This is a genomic window from Rhodococcus aerolatus, assembly GCF_054783215.1.
Map to the genome: position 1 here is coordinate 16154 of NZ_BAAGQZ010000036.1, position 23640 is coordinate 39793.

A 23640-nucleotide genomic window follows, 5' to 3' on the forward strand; every position below is an offset into this window, starting at 1 on the left:
CGGCCGCGGATAGACTCCCCGCGACCGGCAGGGCGGACGACGGGGCGGGTGTGACCGAGCAGCGGATCGACGACCTCGCGCGCGCCGCGGGCACGACCGTCCGCAACGTGCGGGTCTACCAGGACCGGGGCCTGCTGCCGCCGCCGCGCAGGCAGGGCCGCACCGGGTGGTACTCCGAGGCCCACCTCGCGCGGCTGCAGCTGATCACCCGGCTGCTCGACCGCGGGTACACCTTCGCCACCATCGGCGAGCTGCTCACCGCCGCCGAGCGCAACCTGCGGGTGGAGGACGTCCTGGGCCTGGAGGACGTGCTGAGCCGGCCGTGGTCCGACGAGACGGCGGGCACGTCGTCGCGGGCCGACCTGCGACGCAGCTTCGGCCCCGAGGCCACCCCGGCGCTGCTCGAGCGGGCCTGCGAGCTGGGCTTCCTGCGCCGCCACGGCAGCCGCTACGCGGTGGCCAGCCCCCGCCTGCTCGCCGCCGCCCGCGACCTGGTGGCCGCCGGGTTCCCGCTGGCCGACGTGCTCGAGCTGGCGGGCTCGGTGCAGCACGACATCACCCGGGTGGCGCACCGCTTCGTCTCCCTGGTGGCCGACCACTACCTGCCCGACGGCGCGGGGCGCGACATCTCCGCCGAGCAGCTGGGCGAGGCCGTCGCGCTCGTGGAGCGGGCCCGGCCGCACGCCTCGGCGGTGGTGCACGCGATCTTCGCCCGCGCGATGGAGAAGGAGATCGACGAGGCCTTCGACACCGTGGCCCGCCGCTTCACCTCAGCCCACCGCGACGGGGCCCACCGCGACGGGGCGGCCGGGGACGGGACCGGGGAGCGGTCCTAGCGGGCGAGGCCGGACAGCGCGGCGGCCTCCGGGGCCTGCGCCTGCGACCCGACGACGGTGGTCAGCGCGCCGACCTGGGTGTTGAGCAGCTCCATCGACGCCTGCATCGCGTTGAGCCGGTCGTCGTTCATGGCCTTGAGCTCGGCGAGCACCTGGCCGAGCAGCTGGTTGGTGGTGGCGAGCTGCTCGTTGGTCGTCTGCAGCTGGCTCTTCAGGGCACCGATCCCCGACACGTCGAGACCCATGGCGTCACACCTCTCAGCGGGGGCCGACCGCTCCGTCGACCGCGTGAGCCCGGACGCTAGGCTGAGACCTGCACCACGTCAACACGAAATGACACGGTCGCCGATGATCACGTCCGGCCGCCCGCGACGCCCCCGGTGGGGAGCCAACCGCACGGGTGGGCGCGGCGCACCTCGGCCCGGCCCGGACCAGGAGCCCACCATGAGGTCACCCGCCACCACCCGCGAGCGCGTCGCCGTCGCCGGCACCGGGCTCGCCGCCGTCGGCGTGGCCGCCGCGCTGCGGGCACGCCACCACGCCGCGACCACCACCCCCGACGACATCACCGACCAGCTCGCCCGGCTCACCGACCCGAGCCTGCGCCCGCCCGAGGTGGAGCCCGAGGTGCGCGCGGTGACCACCCGGAACGGCACGCGGCTGCGGGTGGAGCTGCACGGTCCCGAGGACGGCCCGCTGCTGGTGCTCTCCCACGGCTGGACCTGCTCGACGAAGTACTGGTGGCCCCAGGTGCACGCGTTCGCCGGCGAGTGCCGCGTCATCGCCTACGACCAGCGCGGCCACGGCGGCAGCGAGCCCGGCCGTGGGCGGCTGAGCAGCGAGGTGCTCGGCGACGACCTGTCCGCGGTGCTCGCCGCGACCGTCCCGCAGGGGCGCACCGCGGTGCTCGTCGGGCACAGCATGGGCGCGATGAGCATCGTCTCCTGGGCAGAGCGCCACCCCGAGGAGGTCGAGCGGTACGCGACCGCGGTGCTGCTGGCCTCGACCGCCATGGACGGGCTGCTGGCCGAGTCGATGCTGGTGCACCTGCCCGGGGTGGGGCCGCGGGCGATGGGCGCGCTGGGCAAGGTCCTGGTCAGCGCGCCCACCCCGGTGGTGCCGCCGTCACCGGCGATGCACTCGCTGGTCCGCTACGTCGCCCTCTCCGCGGCCGCGACCGACGAGCAGGTGGAGTTCTGCGAGCGCATCGTGCTCGACTGCCCGCCCCGGGCCCGGGCCCGCTGGGGCTCCGCGCTGAGCCGGCTCGACATCCGGGAGGGCCTGGCCAACCTCACCGTGCCCACCTCGGTGCTGGTGGGCACGGCCGACCGCCTCACCCCGGCCGCGCACGCCCGCCGGATGGTCGAGGCGCTGCGCCGCGACGGGCACCTCGAGCACGTCCTCGAGCTGCCCGACGTGGGGCACATGTCCTCCGTCGAGGCCCAGGAGCCGTTCGACGCCGAGGTCCGCCACCTCCTGGGGCTGCGCCCCCGTGCGTGATTACTGGACCCAGGAGGCGAGGTTCCGTTCACAGCCCCTGGTCAGACCAGCGTGGCGAGGTTCTCCAGGCTCTTCTTGATGTCGCCCTTGGCGGCGCGCTCGACGAGCTTGCCCATCGGGCCCACCAGCGGGCCGCCCGACATGGTCGTGTCCACGGCGACCTCGGCGTTGCCGTCGGGCTCGGTGACCTCGATGGACAGCTCGACCTTCAGGTTCATCGGCCCGGTGCCGGACATGGCCAGCAGCCGCGGCTCCTCGTAGCCGGTCACGGTCCAGTCGATGGGGTTCGCGATGCCCTTGACCGACACCACCGAGGAGAAGGTCGACCCCTGCTGCAGGTCGTCGGGCAGGTCGGAGCGCCACTCCCGGTGGATGACCAGCCAGTCGCCGTAGCCGGGCAGGTCGCGCACCTTCTCCCAGAGCTGGGCCGCGGGGGCGTCGATCTTCTTCGTCAGCGAGACGTGTGCCATGCGCCGGGAAGTTACAGTCCGCGCACGCCCCCGGCCTCGCGGGGGCGGCGGGACGAGGAGGCGACGTGGCGGAGCAGAAGCGGGGCCGGTCGATCGCGATGGGCGACGACGAGCTCGAGGCGTTCCTGGCCGAGGAGCGCACCTGCCGGGTCGCCACCACCGGCCCGGCCGGGCCGCACGCCACCCCGCTGTGGTTCGTCTGGACCGCCGGCGCGCTGTGGCTGCACAGCCTGAGCCGCAGCCAGCGCTGGGCCGACCTGCAGCGCGACCCGCGGGTGGCCGTGGTCGTCGACGCCGGGCACGACTACCTCGAGCTGCGCGGGGTGGAGCTGTGCGGGGAGGTCGAGGTGGTCGGCGAGGTGCCGCGCACCGGGCAGGACGTGCCGGAGCTGGCCCCGGTGGAGCGGGCCTTCGCGGGCAAGTACTTCGGCCTCGACGAGCTGCCCTACGACGGCAGGCACGGCTGGCTCAGGCTGGTGCCGACGACGACGCGCAGCTGGGACTTCCGCAAGCTCGGCGGCTGAGCGGCGGGGCCGCGGTCAGTCGCGGCCGACGACGGAGACGTAGGCGTTGGCCTCCTCGGCCAGCGCCGGCCAGTCCGCGTCGTCGGCGACGAGCACCCACTCCCCCATGGGCCGCCCCGGCATGGGCTCGAACTGCTCGGTGACCGGGCCGAGCTCGGCGGCCCGCTCCGGGGGGAGCTTGAGGACGAGCTTGTCGTGCCAGTACAGGGCGAAGTACCGCCGACCGGTGCGCAGCCCCTTCGCGCCGAACATGCTGCCCGTGGTCACCTCGCCGCCGGCCACGTCCGCGACGAGCTCGTCCCACCGTGAGTCCATCCACCCATCATCGCAGGCCCGCGGGGGACGGCGCGCCTGCGCCGGACCTGTCGGGGGTCCGTCGCACACTCGAGGGCACGCACCGCAGCCGAGCATCGAGGAGGACGCCGTGAGCGCCGCGCTGAGCACCCCACCGGGGACGACCGCCAGGACGAGGGGGTCCCGCCCCGAGCTCGAGCTGTGCGCGAACCCCGACTGCGGCCGGCCGTACCCGCCCGACGAGGGCTTCGGCGGGGTGTGCGACCCGTGCAGCGCCCGCGAGACCGAGCACCTCGCCGACGGGCACGCCGACCCCGACCCGGAGTGCCGCTTCTGCGCCTGAGCGCCAGGATGGGCCGGTGAGCACCCCCCAGGCGGAGCCGAGCGCCGAGCGTCAGGGGCAGGCCATCGTCGTCCGGGCCACGACCGACGTGCCCGCGCCCGCGTTGTTCGCGCTGCTGGCCGACCCGCGCCGCCACCCCGAGCTCGACGGGTCGGGGATGGTGCGCGCCGCTCCCGACGCGCAGCCGATCACCGCGGTGGGCCAGGTCTTCACCATGGCCATGCACTACTCCTCGCTCGGCGACTACCGCACCGAGAACCACGTGCTCGCGGTGCAGCCGGACCACCTGCTCGCCTGGACCACCGCCAACGTGGGGCAGCCGCCCGCGGGGGTGCGCTGGTCCTGGGAGCTGGGCCGCGACGGCGCCGGCCGCACCACCGTCACCCACACCTACGACTGGTCGGGGGTGACCGACCCGGCCGTGCTGGCCCGGGTCAGCTTCCCGCGGGTGCCCGCCGAGGCGCTCGTGGAGTCCGTCCGCCGGCTCGTCGCCGCGGCGGGCTGAGACCCGCCGTGGCGCACCCGGTGACGCCCGACGGCCGCTACCTCGTGGTCCGCGGCCGGTTGTGGCGGCGCAGCGACCCGTCGCTGGACGACGCCGAGCGCGACCGGCTCACCCACGAGCTCATGGCCGCGCGGCGGGACAAGGGCGCGGCGATGAAGGCCGGCGACGACGACGCCCGCGAGGCGGCGCGGGCCCGGGTCGACGCCGCCAAGCACGCCCTGGGTGAGCGCGGCCCCGTCTGGTGGGGGCCCGGCCCGGACGGCACCACCGACCCCGACCTCACCCGGCGGATGGCCCGGACGACTACCTACGCGACGTGGTTCGCCGGGCTCGACGACGAGGCCACGGCGGGCTGACCGCGGCGGGGTCTCAGGCGCAGGGACCCTCCGGCACGGCGCCGGCGGGCAGCAGCGCCCGGGCGACGGCCGTGACCGCGTCCGCGAGCTCGTCGCCGTACTGGTCCTCGGTGCCCGAGGCCAGGATCACCACCGCCCACCGGCCGTCGACCAGCCCGGTGGAGTGGTAGCTGGCCCCGGGGCCCAGGCCCACCATCCACCCCTGCTTGACGGCCCAGGCCCCGGTCGCCGAGGGGATGCCGAACCACTGGTCGGTGCCGTCGTCGGCCACCTCGGCCGTGGCCGCCATCGCCGCGGAGAGCCAGGGCCACACCACCGGGTCGGCCTGCAGCGCGACGTAGAGCCGCGCCAGACCCGCCGCGGTCAGCTGCGTCAGGCCCCACTGGCCGGGCTCGGGCGGCGGGCCGCCGAGGTCGGCGATGCCGTAGTGCCCGGCCACAAGGTCGACGACGGCGTCGCCCCCGGCGAGGTCGTACACCGCGTCCGCGGCCGCGTCGTCGGACGCGGAGATCATGGCCTGCGCCAAGGCGTCGGTGTCTCCGGTCATCTGCCCGGTGAGCAGCAGCTGGGTGGCGAGCAGGACCTTGACCAGGCTCGCGGAGGGGAACCGGCCCGGGTCGCCGGCTACCGCGGTCGCGCCCGACACGGTGTCGGTCACGGCGACGGCCACGCGGCCGACCCGGCTCGTGCCGGCGTCGAGGGCGGCAGTGACGGCCGCGGTGGTGGCGCAGGTCGCCGCGGTGGGGGCGGGGACGGCGGGCGTGGTCGGCGCCGGGCTGGGGGCGACCGGCGACGCGGTGGCCAGGACGCGGCGGGCCCCGACGGCCCCCGCGGCGAGGTCGCCGACCACGGCGACCCGGGAGCCGACGACGAACTGCTCGCGGGTGGCGGGCGTGCGGCGGGTGCCGTAGCGGGTGTCGGCGGCCAGGACGACCGTGACGTCGTCCCCGGCCTCGGTGCGCACCCGCCAGCGGTCCACCCCGACGTCGGTGACGGTGCCCCGCACGCTGGGCGCGGGGTGGGGGTGGGCGGCCGCCGCGGGGGCGGTGGCCGCGCCGTGGCCGGCGACGACGACCACGGCGGCGACGACGAGCAGGACGGCGAGCACGAGAGCGCCGAGGCGCGTCCGGTCTGCCGTCACGGTCGCCCGCCTCCCCGGAGGTCCTTGAGCGTTCAACGTACGGGGGATCCCCGTCGGCCGCCCTGCGAGCGGTCCCCCGCGCGGTTGTGCCCGGCCGGGGCCTGTGGTCCCGTGACCCGTCAGCACCAGCACCGCCACCCGGGAGGGCACCCAGATGACTCGGTCCCCGTCGACCACCGACCGCGCGACCGCGCTGCGCGAGCTCGAGCAGCGGGTGCTGTGGCTGGCCACGGCCGTCGTCGACCACGCCAACCGGGTGCGGTCCACCGCCGGGGGGCTCAAGGTCGGTGGGCACCAGGCGTCCAGCGCCTCGATGGTGACGATCATGACCGCGCTGTGGTTCGCCCGGCTGACCTCGGCCGACCGGGTCTCGGTCAAGCCGCACGCCTCGCCGGTGCTGCACGCGATCGAGCACGTGCTGGGCCAGCTCGACGCGTCGTGGCTGACCACCCTGCGGGAGATGGGCGGGCTGCAGTCCTACCCCAGCCGGCTCAAGGACCCGGTGCCCGCGGACTACTCGACCGGGTCGGTGGGCATCGGCGCCACGGCCCCGCTGTGGGGGACCCTCGCGCGGCGCTACGTCAACAGCCACGGGGCGGACACCGGCACCGGCCGGCAGTACTCGCTGGTCGGGGACGCCGAGCTCGACGAGGGCGCGGTGTGGGAGGCCGTGCTCGACCCGATGGTCGCCGAGATGGGTGAGGTGGTGTGGGTCGTCGACCTCAACCGCCAGTCCCTCGACCGGATCGTGCCGATGATGGGCGCCACCCGGCTGCAGGGGATGTTCACCGCCGCCGGCTGGCAGGTCATCACCGTGAAGTACGGGACGCTGCTGCACGAGCTGTTCGCCCGCCCCGGCGGCGCGGCGCTGCGTGAGCGCATCGACACCATGACCAACCCCGAGTACCAGCGCCTGCTGCGCCACTCCCCGCAGCGGCTGCGCGAGCTGCTGCCCGGCGACGACGCCGGCCTGGCCGAGCTGGTGTCCACGTTGGACGACGAGACGCTGGTCGCGGCCGTCCGCAACCTGGGCGGGCACGACCTGGACGCGCTGGCGGCCGCCTTCGACGAGATCGACGACACCCGGCCCACCGTGGTGCTCGCCTACACCCTCAAGGGCTACGGCCTGGCCACAGAAGGCCACCCGCAGAACCACTCCGCGCTGCTCACCGAGGAGCAGGTGCGCGAGCTGGCCGCGTCGGTGGGGGCGTCGCTGGACGACCCGTGGGCCCCGCTCGACCCCGCCTCGGCCGGGGCCCGGCTGGCCGCGTCGACCGCGGAGCGGCTGCGCCGGGACCCGGTGCCGGCGTCCACCCCGCCCGCGGTGCCCGGCGACCTGGGGCGCACCCCGTCGGGGACGGCCACCACCCAGGCCGCGCTGGGCCGCGCGCTGCTCGACCTGGTGCGCGCCGCCCCCGAGGCAGGGGCGCGGGTGGTGACGGTCAGCCCGGACGTCAGCTCCTCGACCAACCTGGGCGGCTGGGTGAACAAGGTCGGCGTGTGGTCGGCGACCGAGCGGGACGACTGGTTCGCCGACGACGCCGAGACGATCCTGCACTGGCGGGAGCGGCCCGACGGCCAGCACCTCGAGCTGGGCATCGCCGAGACCAACCTGGTGGGGGTGCTCGGCGAGCTGGGCGCGACGTGGAGCCGCTGGGGGACACCGCTGCTGCCCATCGGCGTGCTCTACGACCCGTTCGTGGAGCGGGCGCTCGAGCCGTGGTCCTACGGCATCTACGCGGGCGGGCAGTCCATCCTCGTCGGCACCCCGTCGGGGGTCACGCTGGCGCCGGAAGGCGGTGCGCACCAGTCGATCACGACGCCGTCGGTGGGCCTGGAGCAGCCCGGGTGCACCACCTACGAGCCGGCGTTCGCGCTGGACACCGAGTGGTGCCTGCTCGCGGCGATGGGCCGGCTCGGCCGCCCGGGCGGCGAGTCCGCGTACCTGCGGCTGTCGACCCGCCCCGTGGACCAGACCCTGGCCCGGGTGCCCACCGACCCGGCCGCCCGCACCCGGCGGCGCCGCCAGGTCACCGCGGGGGCGTACCCGCTGCGGCGGGCGTCCGGCACCCCGGCGGCCACGCTGGTGACGATGGGCGCGGTGGTCACCGAGACCCTGGCCGCCGCCGACCGGCTGGCCGCGCTGGGCCACGACTGCGACGTGGTGGTGGTGACGAGCCCCGGGCTGCTGTTCCGGGCGCTGCAGGCCCGGGCCGGCCGGGACGACGCGCCGAGCTGGGTGCTCGACGCGGTGCTGCCCGCCGACCGGGCCGTGCCCCTGGTGACGGTGCTCGACGGGCACCCGCACACGCTGGCGTTCCTGGCCGGGGTGCACCGGGTGCCGGCGACGCACCTGGGGGTGACGCGGTTCGGGCAGAGCGGGGACCTGGCCTCGGTGTACGCCCACCACGGCCTCGACACCGACACGCAGGTGGCGGCCGCGCTCGACCTGCTGGAGTGAGCCGGGTCAGCCGGGGGGCAGCCGGTCCGTGCGCAGGGCGGAGCGGCGCACCTTGCCCGCGTCGTCGCGCAGCGGCTGGGTGACCACCTCCACCGTGCGGGGCACCTTCTCCGGGTCGAGCCGGGCGGCGGCCCACGCCCGCAGCGCGTCCGGGTCGACCGCCACCCCGGCGGCGTCGACCACCGCGTGCACGCGTTCGCCGAGGTCGTCGTCCGGCAGCCCCACGACGGCGGACGACCGCACGGCCGGGTGCGCGTCCAGCACGGCCTCGACCTCGGCCGGCCACACCGTGGCACCCCCGGTGACGACGACGTCGGCGGCCCGGTCGGCGACCGTGACGTAGCCCTGCTCGTCCACCCAGCCCAGGTCGCCCAGGGTCTCCCAGCCGTCGTCGCGGGGCCGGGCCGCGCCCCGGTAGTGGTAGGCGGGCGGCGCCCCCGGCCGGCGCATCACCAGCTCGCCCACCTCGCCGGGCCCGAGCACCGTCCCCGCGGGGTCGACCGCGGCGAACTCGGTCCCCGGCCCGGGCCGGCCCACCGAGCCGGGGTGCGCCAGCCAGTCATCCCCCCGGATGGCGCACACCCCGGCGGACTCGGTGCCGGAGTACACCTCCCACACCCGCTCCGGGCCCAGCCAGCCGAGCCAGGCGCGCTTGAGCCCCTCCGGGCACCGGGCGCCGAGGTGCAGCACCAGCTCGAGCGAGGACACGTCGTGCGCGGCCCGCACCTCCGCGCCGAGCCGCCAGATCCGCTGCATCATCGTGGGCACGAGCAGGACGAACGTCACCCGGTGCTGCGCCACCGCGGCCAGCACGGCCACCGGGTCGAAGCGGCGCTGCACCACCAGGGTGTGGCCGAGGAACAGCCCGCGCATCGAGAACAGGAACGGGGCGCTGTGGTGCAGCGGGCCGGGCACCAGCTGCACCGCGTCGCGCGGGACGTAGGCGGCGGTGGGTCGTTCCGGGTCGCACAGCGCCGGGGTGCCGGAGAAGACGAGCTTGGGCCGGCCCGTGCTGCCGCCCGAGGTGGGGGCCTTCCACGACGCGGCGTGCACGTCCGGCAGCGGCGTGTCCGGCAGAGCGGGGTCGGGGGTGAAACCGGCGGGCAGGCACGCGCGGCCGGGGTGCTCGGCCGGGTCGACGCCGAGCAGCAGCACCGGGTCGGCCAGCTCGACGACGGCCTGCCGCTCGGGCCGCGGCAGCCGCGGCGAGACCGGCTGCGGCACACCGCCGGCCTTCCAGATCGCGGCGCAGGCCACGTAGAACTCGACCCCGTTGGGCAGGCCGACGGTGACCACCGAGTCCACCCCCACCCCGCGGCGCCGGTACTCCCGGGCGAGCCGGTTCGAGGCGAGGTCGAGCTCGCGGCGGGTGATCGCCCGGTCCTCGTCGCGCACCGCCACGCGGTCGGGGTCGCGCTCGGCCAGCCACGCGAACACCCGGCCGATCGACATCACCGGCACGGCCGCGCCCCGACGACGGCGGCAGGCGCGGTGGGCACGCGACGACGCTAGGGACCCCGTGTCACGCCCGGTCGCCGTTCCCGTGTCGTCCCCGTTGCGCGCCCCAGCGTCGTCGCGATTCGCCCCCGTCGCGCGACCTCCCGGGCCTGGCACGCGCGATTCGCCCACATCGCGCGGTCTCCCGGGCCCCGCGGCCGCGATTCGCCCACATCGCGTGCGCCGACGGCCCCGGACGCACGACGGCCCCGCCACCCGGGGAGGTGGCGGGGCCGTCGTGCGGCGCAGGGGCTACCGGCCGAAGGGCAGCCGCGACACCGCACCGGCGTCGACGATGCCCGTGCCGTAGAAGCCGTTGTCGCGGGTCGAGCCCTCACAGGTCGCGGTGTAGACGTCCGAGAGGCCCGGGTAGGAGAACGTCGCCGGGGTGGGGCAGGCGTGGTCCCGCGCGGTCAGGTTCAGCACCAGCTCGGTGATGCCCGGGAAGAGCGTCAGCCCGCCGTCACCGCGGAACACGTCCGGGAAGCCGAGCTTGCTCACCACCAGGGCCGCGACCCCGGCCGCGTGCGGCGACGCCATCGAGGTGCCCTGCAGGTACTGGTACGTGGCGCCCTGGTCGACGACGACGAACGGGGTGGTGGGGTTGCCGTCGGCGTCGATGTCGCCGTTGGCCAGCGCGAGCGCCTTGGGGTACGCCGACAGCACCAGGTTGCGCGGGTCGCGGGCGGTGCTCGCCCCGACCTGCACGGCCGGGTCGTAGTAGTCGCCGCCGGGGGCGGAGAGGTCGGCCTGCTCGACGCCGTAGTCGGAGTAGTAGGCCTTGCGCTCCGAGGCACCGGTCGAGGTCACGGAGATGACGTGGTTGGCCTCGGTCGGCATGTTCAGGCAGGTGTTGTCGACCGTGCGGGTCCGCTCGGCGCCGGGCGGGAAGTCGGGGCTGGTCTCGTCGACGACGGGCTTGCCGAGGTCGGTGTTGCCGTTGCCCTCGGCCGCGACCAGGGTCACGCCGCGCGACCACGCGTAGTCGATGGCCCGCTGGGTGCTCGCGATGACGGTGCGCTGCTCCATCTGCTCGGCCGGGCTGTCGGCCGGGTTGTTCGCGCAGTTGAACAGCCACGGGTCGATGTAGAAGCTCATGTTGACCACGTCGATGCCGACGTCGGCGGAGTAGGTGAGCGCGTCGACGACGGACTGCAGGAAGAAGTAGCCGCTGTCCTGGCCCGCGCGCACGTTGACCAAGGTGACGTCGGGGGCCACGCCGGAGATGCCGATGCCGTTCAGCGCGGCGCCGATGGTGCCGGCGACGTGGGTGCCGTGGCCGTCCTCGTCGACGTCGGCCGGGTCGGAGCAGCTGCCGTCGGGGTCCTCGGCGCACGGCCCGTCGATCTCGGGGATGTCGGTGGTGAAGTTGCGGGACAGGGCCGCGTCGAAGTTGGGGGCGATGTCGGGGTGGCTGCCGTCGACCCCGGTGTCCATGACCCCGACCATGACGCGGGAGTCACCCCGGTCGCGGGCGTAGGACCCGGTCTGGGTGGCGCCGATCTGCTGGTTGTCCCACTGCAGGTAGCCCAGCGGCTCGGCGGCCGGCACCCCCGGCGCGGCAGCGGCACTGGGCCCCTGGGCGGCGGCGCGCTCGGACTCGAGGCGCTCGACGGTCTGCCGGTCGGCCCGGGCGTCGCCGGGGACCTGCCCGACGATGGTGTTGCGCGCGGCGCCGGCGAGCTCCGGCGCCGCGGCGACGTCGGTGAGGAACGAGCCGCGGTCGGCGCGCACGGTGGCCTCGCCGATCGCCTCGTTCACGGCCAGGACGGTGCCGCCGGCGGCCTCGACGGCCGCGCGGCCCGCCGCGGCCGAGGTGCCCTCGGTGAAGAGCACCGCGTACTGCGCCCCCACGTCGGCCTGGGTGGTGACCTGGGAGCCGGTGTCGGCGGTCCCCGCGGCCTGGGCCGGGACGGCCAGCAGCCCCAGGGCCAGGGCTGCGGCGGCGGTGCCCGCGCCGAGTGTCAGTCGTCGTCGCACAGGTGGTTCTCCTGTCTCGGGCCCACGGGGTGTGGGCGCTCAGTAGGCCCCGGCCGCCCTCGTGGGACGGTCCGTTGACCAGGCCATGACCCCCTGCCATGGCGGCGTTGACCTTAGGACGCCGAAGCAACGTCCGTGTGACGAACGGGCACGGGACCCGTCGGCGGTATGTTGCGCAGGTCACACCCCCGGACGGAGGAGAGCCCCGATGGACGTGCCGGCATGAGCCTGCAGCTCGACCTCGACGCCCTGGTCGCCATCGACGTCCACACCCACGTCCACGCCGACACCCACGGCCACCTCGCGCTGGACGACGAGCTCAACGCCGCGGCCGCCCGCTACTTCAAGGGCGACCCCTACGACCCGACGGTGCCCGACATCGCCGCGGACTACCGGGCCCGGGGCATGGCCGCGGTGGTGTTCACCGTCGACATCGAGCACGCCACCGGGCACCCCGCGCTGAGCAACGAGGAGATCGCCGACCTCGCCGCCGAGCACCCCGACGTGCTCATCCCGTTCGGCTCGGTCGACCCGGCCCGCGGTGCCGCCGGGATCCGGCTGGCCCGCACCCTGGTCGAGCAGCACGCGGTGCGCGGCTTCAAGTTCCATCCCTCATTGCAGGGCTTCGAGCCGAACGACCGCGCGGTCTACCCGCTCTACGAGGAGCTGCAGAGCCTGGGGGTGCCCGCCCTGTTCCACACCGGGCAGACCGGCATCGGCGCCGGCCTGCCGGGAGGGCGCGGCATCAAGCTGCGCTACTCCGACCCGATGCTGCTCGACGACGTGGCCGCGGACTTCCCCGGGCTGACCATCATCATGGCCCACCCCTCGGTGCCGTGGCAGGACAGCGCCATCTCCATCGCGACCCACAAGGCCAACGTGTACATCGACCTGTCCGGGTGGTCGCCCAAGTACTTCCCGCCGCAGCTGGTCAAGGCCGCCAACGGCCTGCTCAAGCACAAGGTGCTCTTCGGCTCGGACTACCCGCTGCTCAAGCCCGACCGCTGGATCCGAGACTTCGAGACCCTCGAGATGAAGCCCGAGGTGGTCCCGCTCATCATGAAGGAGAACGCCATCCGGGCCCTGGGCCTGCGATGAGGGGCTCGGTGTGAGGAACGAGGGCCTGGGCTCCTGGCCCGAGCGGCGGCTCCGGATATCGCCGGCCAGGCCCGCCCTGTGGTTCGAGGGCACCACGACGACCCACGGGGAGCTCGCGCTGCGGGTGCGCCGGGCGGCCTCGGCGCTGGCCGCCCTCGGCGTGCGCCGGGGTGACCGGGTGGCGTGGTTCGGGGCCAACCACCCCGCGGCGCTGGAGACGCTGTTCGCCTGCGGCCAGCTCGGCGCGGTGTGGGTGCCGGTCAACGCACGGTTCACCGCGCCCGAGGCCGCCTACGTCCTGGAGCACTCCGGGGCGGGCGTGGTGGTCCACGGCCGCGAGGTGGGCCCGGTGGTCGACGAGCTGGTGCCGCGGCTGGCGGGGGTGCGGCACTGGGTGGCCGCCGAGCCCCCGCTCGCCGGGGCGACGGGCTCGCAGGACTGGGCCGCGCTGCTGGCCGCGGCTGAGCCGGTGGCGCGCGACGAGGCCGTCGGGCTCGAGGAGACCTGCCTCATCATGTACACCTCCGGCACCACCGGTCGACCCAAGGGCGCGGTGCTCACCCACGGCAACATGACGTTCAACGCGGTGAACCAGGTGATGGGACTGGACCTCTCGCCCGACGAGCGGACCCTCGGCCTCGCGCCGTTGTTCCACATCGGAGGGTTGAACGGCACCGTGAACCCGACCCTGATGCGGGGCGGGTGCGTGGTGCTGGTGCGCGGCGTCGACCCGCCCGCCACCCTGGCCGTCATCGTCGAGCAGCGGGTGACGTCGTTCTTCGCCGTGCCGACCATGCTCGACGCGATGAGCCGGCTGCCGGCCTTCGCCGGGGCCGACCTGACGGCGCTGCGGACCATCGGGGCGGCCGGGGCTCCGCTGCCGGCGACGACGCTGCGCACCTGGCAGGACCGCGGCGTGGCGATGCAGCAGGCCTACGGCATGACCGAGACCGCACCCTCGGGCACCTCGCTCGACGCGGCCGACGCCGACCGCAAGCTGGGCTCGGCGGGCAAGTCGTGCTTCTTCACCGACGTGCGCGTGGTCCGGCCCGACGGCGTCGAGTGCGCGCCGGGGGAGGTCGGGGAGGTCGTCCTGCAGGGGCCGACGGTGATGGCCGGGTACTGGCGGGAGCCGGAGCAGACCGCGGCCGTGCTCGTCGACGGCTGGTACCACTCCGGGGACGCGGGCTCCACCGACGACGAGGGCTACCTCACCATCCGGGACCGCTACAAGGACATGATCATCTCCGGTGGGGAGAACGTGTACCCCGCCGAGGTCGAGTCGGCCCTGCTCGAGCAGCCCGGCGTCGTCGAGGCCGCCGTCATCGGGGTGCCCGACACCCGCTGGGGCGAGGTGGGTCTCGCGGTCGTCGTCCCGGACCCGGGAGCACCACCTGACCCGGACGCCCTGCTGACCGCGCTGCGCACCCGGCTCGCCGGGTTCAAGGTGCCGAAGACGGTGCGCTACGTCGAGGCGCTGCCCAAGACCGCCACGGGGAAGATCCGCAAGCCGGACCTCCGCGAGGCCTTCACCCCCACCACCACGTCCCAGGAGGACCCATGAGCACCACCACCACCGTCGCCGAGCTGCCCGGCCTCGTCGGCACCGAGCTGGGCACCAGCGACTGGCTCGAGGTGACCCAGGAGCGGGTGAACACCTTCGCCGACGCCACCGGGGACCACCAGTGGATCCACGTCGACGTCGAGCGCGCCAAGGCCGAGAGCCCCTTCGGCGGGCCCATCGCCCACGGCTACCTGACGCTCTCCCTGCTGATCCCGATGTACGCGCAGGTCCTCGTGGTCAGCGACGCGACGATGGGCGTGAACTACGGGCTCAACAAGGTGCGCTTCCCCGCTCCCGTGCCGGTGGGGTCGAAGGTGCGGCTCACCGCGACGCTCCAGGACGTCGAGGAGGTCTCCGGCGGGCTGCAGCTGACCATCGGCGCCGTCATCGAGGCCGAGGGCGCGGCGAAGCCGGTGTGCATCGCGGAGGCGGTGTTCCGGACCTACGCCTGAGGGCCGGGGGCCGGGGCGAGCCGGGTGTTTCGCCCCGGCCCGCCGTACGTCCTGTACAGACCGTACGGCGGTGCTGGGGAGACCCGCCGGCGGTCAGCCGGCGGCGAGGACCTCGTCGACGGGGATGTCGCCGTCGTTGAACGCGATGGTGCGCTGCGCCGCGGCGTCCGGGTCGCCGACCACGGCGGTGATCATGCGCGCCACCGTCTTCCGCGCGACCTGGCCGGCCTCGACGCCGTCGGTGCCGAGCTGGACCCCGCCGCCGTCGGAGTCGGTGAGCGTGCTGGGCCGCAGGATGGTCCAGCCGGTGCCGGTGCCCGCGAGGTGCGCGTCGGCCTCGGTCTTGGACTGGGCGTAGGGGTAGAAGTCGCTCTCGGGGTCGACGCCGTGGTCGGGTCCGGCGCCGAAGTAGGACACCATGACGAGCCGCGCCCCGGTGCGGGCCGCGGCGTCGGCGGTGCGGATCGCCGCGTCCCGGTCCAGTGCCCAGGTCTTCTCGGGGCTGCCCCCACCCGCGCCGGCCGACCAGACCACGACGTCGCGGGAGCCGATCAGCTCGGCCAGCGCGTCGGTGTCGAGCTCGGCGACGTCGGCCACGGTCGTGCGCGCCCCGGTGGCCTCGACCTCAGCGGCCTGGCCGGCGTCGCGGATCACGCCGGTGACGGTGTGGCCGGCCTCGACGAGCAGCGGGGCGGCGAGCATGCCGACCTTGCCGTGGGCACCGATGACGAGGACGTCGGACATTCTGGTTCAGCTCCTGGGGTCGGGGGGCACGTCCACCCCACCCTGACCGACCGGCGGCGGCCGGGCACGACGAGCCGTCAGCCCGTGTCCTCCGGCCACCAGCGGGCCCGCTCGACGTCGACGATCCCGCGCCGCGTCGGCGTGCCCTCGGTGAGCCAGTGCTCCTGCGCCTCCACGACGAGGTGCGCGGGCAGGGTGCCGTTGGCGCGCACCACCCGCCACCAGGTGACGGCCGCGCCGTCCCGGGCCATCACCCCGCCGACGCCGCGGGGCCCGCCGCGGCCGACGAGCTCGGCGACCTGGCCGTAGGTGACCACCCGGCCGGGTGGCACGCGGTCGACGAGGTCGAGCACGGCCGCGGTGAACGCCGCCTGGCTGTCCGGGCCGCTGGACGGATCGGGGGAGGGTCCGGTCACGGACCCATCCTGCGCCGTCGTGCGGGGATCTTGACGGGCCCCAGCCACCGGCTCATGATCGAGATCCCGGACTGGAGCCTGCCGTGATCACCACCCTGCACCAGCAGCTCGACCTCGCCCAGCAGGCGGTCCTCGACCGCCTCGACGACCCGGACGCCGACGGAGCGCTCAGCCGGCTGGAGGACCTGGTCGACATCTCCCGGCACAACGGCGTCACCGCCGTCACCGAGTGGCTCGACCCCCGGGTGCTCGTCGCGCTGCGACGCGACGGCGTCCCCGTCTGAGACCTCACCGCGCCCGCAGCACCGTGAACACGACGTCGCTGCGGTGCACGAACCCGAGGCGGGCGTACAGCCGCCGGGCCGGGTTGGTCGCGGTCGCGTGCAGGAACGGGACGTCCCCGCGGGCGCGGATCCCGTGCACCACGGCGAGCACCAGCCGCCCGGCCAGGCCCTGCCCGCGCGCGGCGGGATCGGTGCACACGGCGCTGATCTCGGTGAAGCCGGGCGGGCGCACCCGCTCCCCCGCCATGGCCACGAGCCGCCCCTCGCGGCGGATGCCGAGGTAGGTGCCGAGCAGCCGGGTGGCGGGCAGGAACGGGCCCGGGCTGGTGCGCCCGGCGAGGTCGAGCATGTCCGGCACGTCGTCCTCCCCCAGCACGACGGCCTCGTCGTCCGGCGTGCCCCGCAGGTCGGGCCCGGCGACCAGCTGCACCCCCGCCAGCTCCTCGAGCACCCGCCAGCCCCCGGGCAGCGCCTGCCCCACCGGGGCCGGCTCGAACAGGATCACCGGGCGCCCGGCCGCCACCGTGCGCAGGTCGGCCCACGCCGCCGCGTCGCGCACCGGGGCCAGGCCCGCGAACGGGGCGACGTCACGGCGGTAGCGCCGGGCGCCGCCGTCACCCTCGGCCAGGTGCGCGTGCGCGCCGGTGAGGGCGGACCACGCGGCGTGGTCGAGCACGTGGTCGGTCACGGGCGCCCACCCTCCCACCCGCGGGGTTTGTCGACCGAGTCGGTCGACTTGATGGGGTTGCCGTCGCCTCGGGAGGCGCCCTCGTTACGGTGGTGCGTCCGTCGCATCCCAGCTGAGGAGAGATCGTTGTCCGTCCGTCTCGGTGACACCGCCCCCGACTTCACGGCCGACACCACGGCCGGGCCCCTCTCCTTCCACGAGTGGAAGGCGGACTCGTGGGCGGTGCTGTTCAGCCACCCGGCCGACTTCACGCCCGTCTGCACCACCGAGCTCGGCCGCACCGCGGCGCTGTCGGGGGAGTTCGCGGCCCGCAACGCCAAGCCGATCGCCATCTCGGTCGACTCCGTGGAGGACCACCACCGCTGGGTACCCGACATCGCCGAGGTCGCCGGGGCGGAGGTCGACTTCCCCATCATCGCCGACGCCGACCGGTCGGTGGCCGAGGCCTACGACATGATCCACCCCGGCGAGGGGGACACCTCCCCCGTGCGCTCGGTGTTCCTCATCGACCCGCGCAACACGGTCCGGCTGACCATCACCTACCCGAAGTCCGTGGGCCGCAACTTCACCGAGATCCTGCGGACGCTGGACGCGCTGCAGACCACCGACGCGAACCCTGTCTCCACCCCGGCGGAGTGGACCAAGGGCGACCGGGTCATCGTCGCGCCGACCGTCTCCACCGAGGACGCGCGGCAGCGGTTCGACAACGTCGAGGAGGTCCGGCCCTACCTGCGCTACGCCGACTCCCCCTCCTGACGGGTCACGGCCCCGGGCTCAGCGGCTGCCGCGTGCCGTGAGCAGGAACGCCGGCGACGACCAGTAGGGGTGCAGCGGCGCGGTCTCGACATCGGTCCAGCCGCAGCGCTCCAGCTGTGCCACCCACCGCCGGGCGGGCTGCTCGTGGGTCATCCGCGCGGCGGCCGGGTCCAGCTGGCCGAGCAGCACGGGCACCAGGAACCCCTGCGCGACGAGGTCACGGTCGTTGCCGTACTCGGCCAGGCCCTGCTCGTAGCTGTCGGCCAGGAAGCGCAGGTGCGCCTCGGTGCCCGGCTCGTCCTCGGGCACGTCGAACTCCACGACGACGAGCTCGCCGACGTGGGGCCGCAAGGCCGTCAGCACCGCGTCGCGCTCGCCCGCCGGCAGGGTGTGCAGCGCGAAGGTGGCCTCGGCGAGGTCCCAGTGGTCCCCGTCGGCCAGGCCGCGGGTGAACGACTGGGCGGCAACGTGGTTCGTCACCACCTCGACCCCCAGGGCGCGCAGCCGGTCGGTCGCGGTCGACAGCAGGGGCGCCGACGGCTCGACCAGCTCGACGCGGCGCGGGCGGTGGGCGGACCGGGCCAGGGCCGGGACCAGGGCCGCGCCGTCCCCGCACCCGAGGTCGAGGACAGACCGCGCACCGCTCCGCTCGTGGGCCGCGGCCAGGGCGGCGGCCGTCGCCTCGTAGAGGCCGACGTTGCCGCCGCCGGCGATGAACGCCTGGAACGCCGCCGGGTCGGTGTAGACGGAGCCGTGCAGGTCGCGGTGGGTCGCCAGGTAGGTGCCCAGGGCGTCGGCCAGCAGCGGACGAGCGGCGTCGCTGCACCCGCGGCGGGCGGTGGCGAGGTCACCGGCGCGGGCCGCGCGCAGGACGTCGACGACGGTTCCGGTCACGGGGGGCTCCTGCCTCTGTGGGGGACGGGCGGGTCGCGCGGTCGCCAGGACACCACGGCCCGGCCCTCACCGTGTCAGGTACCGGACCACGGCCAGCACCCGGCGGTGGTCGTCCTGGTCGGGGGGCCGGGCCGGGGTGCGCGGGCTGTCGGCAGTGCGACACCGGTCGGGGGCGACGCCGTCCCCCGGCGCCTTCTCGGGACGCTCCCGGCCGACGCCACCCTGGACGTGCCCCGGAGGCGGGAGCAGGGTCGTGCCGTGCCCTCGATCCAGGTCGACCTGCCGCTGACCGTGACGGTCGACGCCAAGCAGGCGCTGGCCCGGGAGCTCGGCGTCCTCTACGCCCGCATCATGCGGGCGTAGAGGACCTGGTCACCGTCTCCGTGCACGACCTGGGACCCGGTGGGGTCTGGCGCTGCCACGCCGGCGGGCCACCCACCCCGTCCGCCCTCGTCCTCTGCGACATCAGCAGGGGCAGGCCCGTCGAGACACGGACCGAGCTGGCCCGGGCGCTGGTCGCCACCGTGGCCGCGCGGTTCGACCTCGACCCGACGTGGATCAAGGTCGAGCTGACCCAGCACGCCGGCGACGAGATGTTCCACCCCCACCTGGGCGGCATGAACTCCGAGTGGCGCCCCGACGAGGCCGGCACCGCGGACGCACCCGGCACGGGTCCGTCGTAGCCGCCGCGCCGACGGAGCACGGGTGCGGCCCCCGACCCGGGGGGATGTGGTCGGGGGCCGCGGGGCCCGCACCGGTGCGCCGGGGGGTGCGTACCGGGGGTGGCCACCCCGCGGGGCGGCCTGCCGTGGGTGATCCTGCGCCGACGGGTGTGGGTCCCGCGTGTGCCACGCCGCACGGGCCGGACGAGCAGACCCTGGTCCGACCCGGCCCGCGAGCGGCGTCCCCGCTAGCAGTGCAGGTACTGCGCCCGCGGCGGCGGGCTCGTCAGGCTGCACGCGTCGGGCACCAGCACCTGCACGGCCGACGCCCACACCACGCACGCCACCACGATCACGAGGCTCATGACCAGCCCGACCACCCGGACCCTTCGTGCGTCCACGTCCGCCCCCTCCCGCTCAGACCATCGTGAAGCGCTCGGCGAGCACGGCCTCGCGCGGCACCCCGCGCCCGGCCAGCCACGCCTCGGCCGCGTCCATCATGGCCGTCGGCCCGCAGACGACGAACTGCCAGCCGCTGACGTCGCCCAGCAGCGCCGCGTCGAGGGTCTCCGCGTCGACCCGACCGCGCAGACCCGTCCAGCCCTCCCCGGCCCGGCTCAGCACCGGCACGACGGTCAGGTCGAGCCGGTCGGCGAGCGCGGCGAGCTGGTCCCCGCACGCCACCTCCCCCTCGCTGCGGTTGCCCAGCACGAGCACGCAGGGCCGCGGGTCACCCCGGTCGGCGAGCGTCTCCAGGATAGACACCGCCGGGGTCACGCCGATGCCCGCCGCGAGCAGACCGAGCGGGCGAGCGGGGTGGCGGTCGACGTGCAGCTCGCCCCAGGGCCCGTCGAGGTAGACGTGACGCCCCGGGGTGAGGTCGTGCAGGCTCGAGGTGAAGGCCCCGAAGGCGCGGACGGTGAACGCGATGCGTTCGGGCCGGTCGGCGTTGGAGGAGAACGAGAACGGGTGCTGGGTGATCTCGAACGGCGAGCGCCCCACGGCGATCCACGCGAACTGCCCGGCGCGGAACCGGAACCCGGCCGGTCCGTAGGAGCCCGGGTCGACGAGCTCGAGCGTGACGCGGTGGCTGGGGCCCGGCTGCTCCTCCACCGACACCACCCGCCACCGGCGGCGCCACCGCTGCAGCGGCTTCACCACCCGCACCCAGACCGAGATGGCGAGGAAGGCCAGCGTGTACGCGATCCACAGGCCCCGCTCCCAGGGCTGGTCGACGTAGTAGCCGATGAGCAGGACGTGGGCCAGCGCCGTCACCACCGTCGTCACCGCCAGCACGGTGTGCAGCAGCTGCCAGGCGCGGTAGGACAGCCGCAGCCGGGACCGCCACACCGACGTCGCGACCAGCGCCAGCAGCGCGACCACCGAGGCGACCGCCAGCTTCGCGCGCACCGGGGCGTGCACCACGTCGAGCAGGGCCCAGAAGCGGGAGTCCCACAGCACCAGGATCACCGGGTGGGCCACGATGAGCAGCAGGGCCAGGTAGGTGATCTCGCGGTGGAACTGCAGCAGCGGCAGCACCCCGCCCCGGGTGCTGACCTGCACCGTCCGGGAGGCGATGACGAACTGCAGGCCCATCAGCGACAGCCCCACGAAGCCGAAGGCCACCGACAGGTTCACCCAGAACCCGCGGCCGGGGTCGAGCTGGATGAGGCTCAGCAGCAGCGGCCCGACCGCGACCAGCACGTAGAGCGTGCTGCGGGCGAGCAGGGCGCCGGTCAGCCCGGCCCGCGGTCCGGCACGGCCCGGGCCCGGTGCGGTCAGGGACACGGGCGCAGGATAAGCCGTGACGGACGCGAGGTGGTGGCCGTTCCGGAGATCGGCGGCTGCTGCGCCGGGAGCAGGGTGGGCACCGGTCAGTGGTCGTCGGTGGCACGGGAGCTGGTGAGCGACAGGGCCCCGTAGGTGGCGATGACGCCGACGACGACGGCCAGCGCGAGGTAGGTGGTGCGCTCGCCGGCGAAGAAGCTCCGGACGAGGTCGGAGCTCCACACCCCCGCGGGCAGCTGGGTGGTCACCAGAGCCGCGATGAGGGTGCCGACGACCGCCGTGCCGAGGCTGCTGCCGACCTCCTGCGCGGTGTCGTTCAGGGCGGCGCCGACGGAGGTGCGGTTGGCGGGCATCGCCGCGACGAGCGCGACGGCGCAGATGGTCATGATCGTGCGCAGCCCCACGGTGAGGACGACCATCGCGACGGCGATCGCGGGGTAGCCGTGCTCGACCCCCCAGGCCGTGCCCAGCAGGCCGACCACGAGCAGCGCGGCGCCGACGAGGCAGGCGGAGCGGTGGCCGAAGCGGGCGGCCAGCCACTCCGAGAGGGGGGCGGCCGCGATCATCGTGACGATGAGCGGGAGGTTGGCCAGGCCCGCCCGCACCGGGCTCCAGCCGTGGGCGAACTGGAAGTGCAGGATCAGGCCGAACATGACGCCCGCCATGGTGATCGACGCGGCGACCTGGGTGATGGCCGCGCCGCGGGCGGGCCCGGCGGAGAACAGGCCCAGGTCAAGCATCGGGTGCTCGGTGGCGCGCTCGTGCCGGACGAAGGCCGTGCCCGCGAGGACGGCGCCCAGCGCCGCGGCGAGGGTGACCGGCGACAGCCAGCCGTGCTCGACCCCGCTGGTGAGGGTGTAGCAGCCCAGTCCGATGGCGGCGATGGTGAGGACCGCGCCCGGCAGGTCCAGCGGGTCGGAGGTGAGGTCCTCGCGACGGTCGGCCGGCACACCCAGGCGGACGCCGACCCAGGCGACGAGCGCGATCGGGGCGTTGACCACGAGCAGCCAGGTCCAGCTGACGTGCGCCAGGGCGGTGCCGCCGAGCAGCGGGCCGAGCACGAAGCCGGACATCCCCACCACCATGACCACGGTGATGGCGCGCATGCGGAGCTTCTCGTCGTCGAACAGCCGGAAGACCAACGACATCGTGACGGGCGCCATCGCCGCGGCCGCCACGCCGAGGGCGGCCCGCAGGGCGATCAGCTCCCCCGCCGTGGTGACACCGACGACGGCGAGGCTGATGACGCCGAACGCGGCGAGCCCGGTCAGCAGCACCCGCCGCCGGCCGAGGCGGTCGGCGGTCGACCCGGCCGTGAGCAGCAGGCCGCCGAAGGTCAGCGAGTACGCCCCGGTGACCCACTGCAGGGCGGTGGTGCCGCTGCCGAGCTCCCGCCCGATGGTCGGCAGCGCGATGGTCAGCAGGGTGTTGTCGACCATCTCGACGAAGAAGGCGAGGCAGAGGGCGGCGAGCGGGAGCGCCGCCGCCCGCAACGACGCGGGGCTGCTCGTGGTGCTGGTGCTGGTGAGGTCCGTGCTGGTCATGGCCACCTCCCGGTATCGAACGACGTTCGACTCTCGAACGCGGTTCGAACCGTAGAACACCGTTCGATAGAGTGCAAGGCATGACCGACCACACCGCTGCGCCCGCCCGTCCCCGCAGGTCACGGAACCGGGTGACCCACTCGCTGGACTCCGTCCTCGCGGAGGCGATCGCGCTGCTGGACGAGTCGGGCGAGCCGGGCCTGACCTTCCGGGCGCTCGCCGCCCGCCTGGGCGGTGGGGTGGCCAGCATCTACTGGTACGTGGCCAACCGGGACGAGCTGCTGGACGGGGCGACCGACGAGGTCATGGGCCGCCTGCTCGACGACACCGCCGACCTGGTCACCGGGCGCGACCCGATCGCCGACCTGCGGGCGCTCTCGCTGGCCTTGTTCGACGAGATGCGGCGACGGCCGTGGTTCGGCTCGTACATGCTGCGCAACACCGGGTTGCAGCCGAACTCGATGCTCATGTTCGACCGGCTGGGCCAACAGCTGATGCGCCTGGAGCTGACCCCGAAGCAGCGGTTCCACGCCGTCTCGTCCCTGGTCAGCTACATCGTCGGGGTCGCGGTGGACATGGCCCAGCCGCCGCCCAAGGAGTTCCTCGACAGCGGTCTCGAGCCCGCCGAGTTCCTCGCCCGCTACGCCGACCGGTGGCGGGCGCTCGACCCCGAGCTGTACCCCTTCGCCCACCACGTGGCCGACGAGTTCGCCGGCCACGACGACGAGGAGGTGTTCCGCTCGGGGCTCGACCTGCTGCTCGCCGGGATCCAGGCCCAGGCCGGGACCCCGGGACCCTGAGGCCCGCCCCGACCCGCCGGGGGGCGTCCCGGCCGCCGCGATC

Annotated in this window: 27 protein-coding genes; 14 read left to right on the forward strand and 13 right to left on the reverse strand. The window is 75.0% G+C overall.

Annotated elements, in window-relative coordinates:
* Positions 1 to 50: 50 nt before the first annotated feature.
* On the forward strand, positions 51 to 836 hold the full coding sequence (locus ACYVOF_RS13465; RefSeq protein WP_460867253.1) for a MerR family transcriptional regulator: 786 nt from the start codon (positions 51 to 53) through the stop codon (positions 834 to 836).
* Here ACYVOF_RS13465 and ACYVOF_RS13470 read toward each other — a convergent pair.
* A complete protein-coding gene (locus ACYVOF_RS13470) occupies positions 833 to 1081 on the reverse strand; it encodes a hypothetical protein (protein ID WP_460867255.1) in 249 nt (82 codons plus the stop codon). The genes ACYVOF_RS13465 and ACYVOF_RS13470 overlap by 4 nt on opposite strands.
* 199 nt (positions 1082 to 1280) lie before the next feature.
* Here ACYVOF_RS13470 and ACYVOF_RS13475 point away from each other — a divergent pair, with 199 nt between their 5' ends.
* Complete coding sequence (locus ACYVOF_RS13475; protein ID WP_460867258.1) at positions 1281 to 2336, forward strand: alpha/beta fold hydrolase; 1056 nt, start codon at positions 1281 to 1283, stop codon at positions 2334 to 2336.
* Positions 2337 to 2377: 41 nt separating this feature from the next.
* Here ACYVOF_RS13475 and ACYVOF_RS13480 read toward each other — a convergent pair whose 3' ends face one another.
* Positions 2378 to 2806 carry a type II toxin-antitoxin system Rv0910 family toxin gene (locus ACYVOF_RS13480; RefSeq protein WP_460867259.1) on the reverse strand — a complete coding sequence of 143 codons (429 nt, stop codon included), beginning with the start codon at positions 2804 to 2806 and terminating at the stop codon, positions 2378 to 2380.
* Positions 2807 to 2904: 98 nt separating this feature from the next.
* Here ACYVOF_RS13480 and ACYVOF_RS13485 point away from each other — a divergent pair, with 98 nt between their 5' ends.
* Complete coding sequence (locus ACYVOF_RS13485; RefSeq protein ID WP_460867427.1) at positions 2905 to 3330, forward strand: pyridoxamine 5'-phosphate oxidase family protein; 426 nt, start codon at positions 2905 to 2907, stop codon at positions 3328 to 3330.
* A 15-nt stretch (positions 3331 to 3345) separates the two neighbouring features.
* Here the strand turns inward: ACYVOF_RS13485 and ACYVOF_RS13490 are convergent, their stop codons facing one another.
* Positions 3346 to 3645 carry a TfoX/Sxy family protein gene (locus ACYVOF_RS13490; RefSeq protein ID WP_460867261.1) on the reverse strand — a complete coding sequence of 100 codons (300 nt, stop codon included), beginning with the start codon at positions 3643 to 3645 and terminating at the stop codon, positions 3346 to 3348.
* Positions 3646 to 3754: 109 nt separating this feature from the next.
* Here ACYVOF_RS13490 and ACYVOF_RS13495 point away from each other — a divergent pair, with 109 nt between their 5' ends.
* From ACYVOF_RS13495 to ACYVOF_RS13505, 3 genes are read left to right on the forward strand one after another with little or no spacing between them, the layout of a single operon-like run.
* Positions 3755 to 3967 (forward strand): hypothetical protein, encoded by a 213-nt coding sequence (locus tag ACYVOF_RS13495; RefSeq protein ID WP_460867263.1) that lies wholly within the window; start codon positions 3755 to 3757, stop codon positions 3965 to 3967.
* A gap of 16 nt (positions 3968 to 3983) precedes the next feature.
* Complete coding sequence (locus tag ACYVOF_RS13500; RefSeq protein WP_460867265.1) at positions 3984 to 4472, forward strand: SRPBCC family protein; 489 nt, start codon at positions 3984 to 3986, stop codon at positions 4470 to 4472.
* 8 nt (positions 4473 to 4480) lie between these two features.
* Complete coding sequence (locus ACYVOF_RS13505; RefSeq protein WP_460867267.1) at positions 4481 to 4828, forward strand: hypothetical protein; 348 nt, start codon at positions 4481 to 4483, stop codon at positions 4826 to 4828.
* A 13-nt stretch (positions 4829 to 4841) separates the two neighbouring features.
* On the opposite strand, the gene ACYVOF_RS13510 is transcribed toward ACYVOF_RS13505, so the two are convergent.
* Positions 4842 to 5969, reverse strand: a complete 1128-nt coding sequence (locus ACYVOF_RS13510) for a hypothetical protein (RefSeq protein WP_460867269.1) — start codon at positions 5967 to 5969, stop codon at positions 4842 to 4844.
* A 154-nt stretch (positions 5970 to 6123) separates the two neighbouring features.
* Between ACYVOF_RS13510 and ACYVOF_RS13515 the strand changes: the two genes are divergently transcribed.
* Positions 6124 to 8430: a transketolase-like TK C-terminal-containing protein gene (locus tag ACYVOF_RS13515; RefSeq protein WP_460867271.1), complete on the forward strand. Its 2307-nt coding sequence runs from the start codon at positions 6124 to 6126 to the stop codon at positions 8428 to 8430.
* 6 nt (positions 8431 to 8436) lie between these two features.
* Here ACYVOF_RS13515 and ACYVOF_RS13520 read toward each other — a convergent pair whose 3' ends face one another.
* The gene (locus ACYVOF_RS13520; protein ID WP_460867429.1) at positions 8437 to 9882 is read right to left on the reverse strand and encodes an AMP-binding protein; all 1446 of its coding nucleotides are present in this window, start codon (positions 9880 to 9882) and stop codon (positions 8437 to 8439) included.
* Positions 9883 to 10179: 297 nt separating this feature from the next.
* On the reverse strand, positions 10180 to 11907 hold the full coding sequence (locus ACYVOF_RS13525; RefSeq protein ID WP_460867273.1) for a S8 family peptidase: 1728 nt from the start codon (positions 11905 to 11907) through the stop codon (positions 10180 to 10182).
* Positions 11908 to 12129: 222 nt separating this feature from the next.
* Between ACYVOF_RS13525 and ACYVOF_RS13530 the strand changes: the two genes are divergently transcribed.
* Genes ACYVOF_RS13530 through ACYVOF_RS13540 form a run of 3 tightly spaced genes read left to right on the forward strand, consistent with a single transcriptional unit; the run spans position 12130 to position 15021 of the window.
* Positions 12130 to 13005, forward strand: coding sequence for an amidohydrolase family protein (locus tag ACYVOF_RS13530; protein ID WP_460867275.1), 876 nt, complete (start codon positions 12130 to 12132; stop codon positions 13003 to 13005).
* 10 nt (positions 13006 to 13015) lie between these two features.
* Positions 13016 to 14569, forward strand: a complete 1554-nt coding sequence (locus ACYVOF_RS13535; RefSeq protein ID WP_460867276.1) for an acyl-CoA synthetase — start codon at positions 13016 to 13018, stop codon at positions 14567 to 14569.
* Entirely contained in the window at positions 14566 to 15021 is a 456-nt protein-coding gene (locus ACYVOF_RS13540; protein WP_460867278.1) for a MaoC family dehydratase, read from the forward strand. Before ACYVOF_RS13535 ends, ACYVOF_RS13540 begins: the two co-directional genes overlap by 4 nt.
* Before the next feature lie 93 nt (positions 15022 to 15114).
* Here ACYVOF_RS13540 and ACYVOF_RS13545 read toward each other — a convergent pair whose 3' ends face one another.
* Positions 15115 to 15765 carry an NAD(P)-binding oxidoreductase gene (locus tag ACYVOF_RS13545; protein ID WP_460867280.1) on the reverse strand — a complete coding sequence of 217 codons (651 nt, stop codon included), beginning with the start codon at positions 15763 to 15765 and terminating at the stop codon, positions 15115 to 15117.
* Positions 15766 to 15842: 77 nt separating this feature from the next.
* A complete protein-coding gene (locus ACYVOF_RS13550; protein WP_460867282.1) occupies positions 15843 to 16181 on the reverse strand; it encodes an MGMT family protein in 339 nt (112 codons plus the stop codon).
* A gap of 83 nt (positions 16182 to 16264) precedes the next feature.
* On the opposite strand from ACYVOF_RS13550, the gene ACYVOF_RS13555 reads away from it, so the two are divergent.
* A complete protein-coding gene (locus ACYVOF_RS13555) occupies positions 16265 to 16465 on the forward strand; it encodes a hypothetical protein (protein WP_460867283.1) in 201 nt (66 codons plus the stop codon).
* Positions 16466 to 16469: 4 nt separating this feature from the next.
* Here ACYVOF_RS13555 and ACYVOF_RS13560 read toward each other — a convergent pair whose 3' ends face one another.
* Positions 16470 to 17153, reverse strand: coding sequence for a GNAT family N-acetyltransferase (locus tag ACYVOF_RS13560; RefSeq protein WP_460867285.1), 684 nt, complete (start codon positions 17151 to 17153; stop codon positions 16470 to 16472).
* A 126-nt stretch (positions 17154 to 17279) separates the two neighbouring features.
* Here ACYVOF_RS13560 and ACYVOF_RS13565 point away from each other — a divergent pair, with 126 nt between their 5' ends.
* Positions 17280 to 17909 carry a peroxiredoxin gene (locus ACYVOF_RS13565; protein WP_460867287.1) on the forward strand — a complete coding sequence of 210 codons (630 nt, stop codon included), beginning with the start codon at positions 17280 to 17282 and terminating at the stop codon, positions 17907 to 17909.
* A gap of 18 nt (positions 17910 to 17927) precedes the next feature.
* Here the strand turns inward: ACYVOF_RS13565 and ACYVOF_RS13570 are convergent, their stop codons facing one another.
* Entirely contained in the window at positions 17928 to 18803 is an 876-nt protein-coding gene (locus ACYVOF_RS13570; RefSeq protein ID WP_460867289.1) for a class I SAM-dependent methyltransferase, read from the reverse strand.
* A gap of 383 nt (positions 18804 to 19186) precedes the next feature.
* On the opposite strand from ACYVOF_RS13570, the gene ACYVOF_RS13575 reads away from it, so the two are divergent.
* Positions 19187 to 19486 carry a hypothetical protein gene (locus tag ACYVOF_RS13575; protein ID WP_460867292.1) on the forward strand — a complete coding sequence of 100 codons (300 nt, stop codon included), beginning with the start codon at positions 19187 to 19189 and terminating at the stop codon, positions 19484 to 19486.
* 227 nt (positions 19487 to 19713) lie between these two features.
* Here the strand turns inward: ACYVOF_RS13575 and ACYVOF_RS13580 are convergent, their stop codons facing one another.
* From ACYVOF_RS13580 to ACYVOF_RS13590, 3 genes are all read right to left on the reverse strand, one after another.
* Positions 19714 to 19866 carry a hypothetical protein gene (locus tag ACYVOF_RS13580; protein ID WP_460867293.1) on the reverse strand — a complete coding sequence of 51 codons (153 nt, stop codon included), beginning with the start codon at positions 19864 to 19866 and terminating at the stop codon, positions 19714 to 19716.
* A 16-nt stretch (positions 19867 to 19882) separates the two neighbouring features.
* The gene (locus ACYVOF_RS13585; RefSeq protein ID WP_460867295.1) at positions 19883 to 21253 is read right to left on the reverse strand and encodes a ferredoxin reductase family protein; all 1371 of its coding nucleotides are present in this window, start codon (positions 21251 to 21253) and stop codon (positions 19883 to 19885) included.
* An 86-nt stretch (positions 21254 to 21339) separates the two neighbouring features.
* Complete coding sequence (locus ACYVOF_RS13590; RefSeq protein WP_460867298.1) at positions 21340 to 22797, reverse strand: MFS transporter; 1458 nt, start codon at positions 22795 to 22797, stop codon at positions 21340 to 21342.
* Between the two features lie 80 nt (positions 22798 to 22877).
* Between ACYVOF_RS13590 and ACYVOF_RS13595 the strand changes: the two genes are divergently transcribed.
* Positions 22878 to 23597: a TetR/AcrR family transcriptional regulator gene (locus tag ACYVOF_RS13595; RefSeq protein ID WP_460867300.1), complete on the forward strand. Its 720-nt coding sequence runs from the start codon at positions 22878 to 22880 to the stop codon at positions 23595 to 23597.
* Positions 23598 to 23640 lie beyond the last annotated feature (43 nt).

What these genes read in the sequence shown, in the direction of transcription:
- ACYVOF_RS13470 (WP_460867255.1), bottom strand. Translation starts at nt 1,081, where the DNA reads ATGGGTCTCGACGTGTCGGGGATCGGTGCCCTGAAGAGCCAGCTGCAG.
- ACYVOF_RS13475 (WP_460867258.1), top strand. Translation starts at nt 1,281, where the DNA reads ATGAGGTCACCCGCCACCACCCGCGAGCGCGTCGCCGTCGCCGGCACC.
- ACYVOF_RS13480 (WP_460867259.1), bottom strand. Translation starts at nt 2,806, where the DNA reads ATGGCACACGTCTCGCTGACGAAGAAGATCGACGCCCCCGCGGCCCAG.
- ACYVOF_RS13485 (WP_460867427.1), top strand. Translation starts at nt 2,905, where the DNA reads ATGGGCGACGACGAGCTCGAGGCGTTCCTGGCCGAGGAGCGCACCTGC.
- ACYVOF_RS13490 (WP_460867261.1), bottom strand. Translation starts at nt 3,645, where the DNA reads ATGGACTCACGGTGGGACGAGCTCGTCGCGGACGTGGCCGGCGGCGAG.
- ACYVOF_RS13515 (WP_460867271.1), top strand. Translation starts at nt 6,124, where the DNA reads ATGACTCGGTCCCCGTCGACCACCGACCGCGCGACCGCGCTGCGCGAG.
- ACYVOF_RS13520 (WP_460867429.1), bottom strand. Translation starts at nt 9,882, where the DNA reads ATGTCGATCGGCCGGGTGTTCGCGTGGCTGGCCGAGCGCGACCCCGAC.
- ACYVOF_RS13530 (WP_460867275.1), top strand. Translation starts at nt 12,130, where the DNA reads ATGAGCCTGCAGCTCGACCTCGACGCCCTGGTCGCCATCGACGTCCAC.
- ACYVOF_RS13540 (WP_460867278.1), top strand. Translation starts at nt 14,566, where the DNA reads ATGAGCACCACCACCACCGTCGCCGAGCTGCCCGGCCTCGTCGGCACC.
- ACYVOF_RS13545 (WP_460867280.1), bottom strand. Translation starts at nt 15,765, where the DNA reads ATGTCCGACGTCCTCGTCATCGGTGCCCACGGCAAGGTCGGCATGCTC.
- ACYVOF_RS13590 (WP_460867298.1), bottom strand. Translation starts at nt 22,797, where the DNA reads ATGACCAGCACGGACCTCACCAGCACCAGCACCACGAGCAGCCCCGCG.
- ACYVOF_RS13595 (WP_460867300.1), top strand. Translation starts at nt 22,878, where the DNA reads ATGACCGACCACACCGCTGCGCCCGCCCGTCCCCGCAGGTCACGGAAC.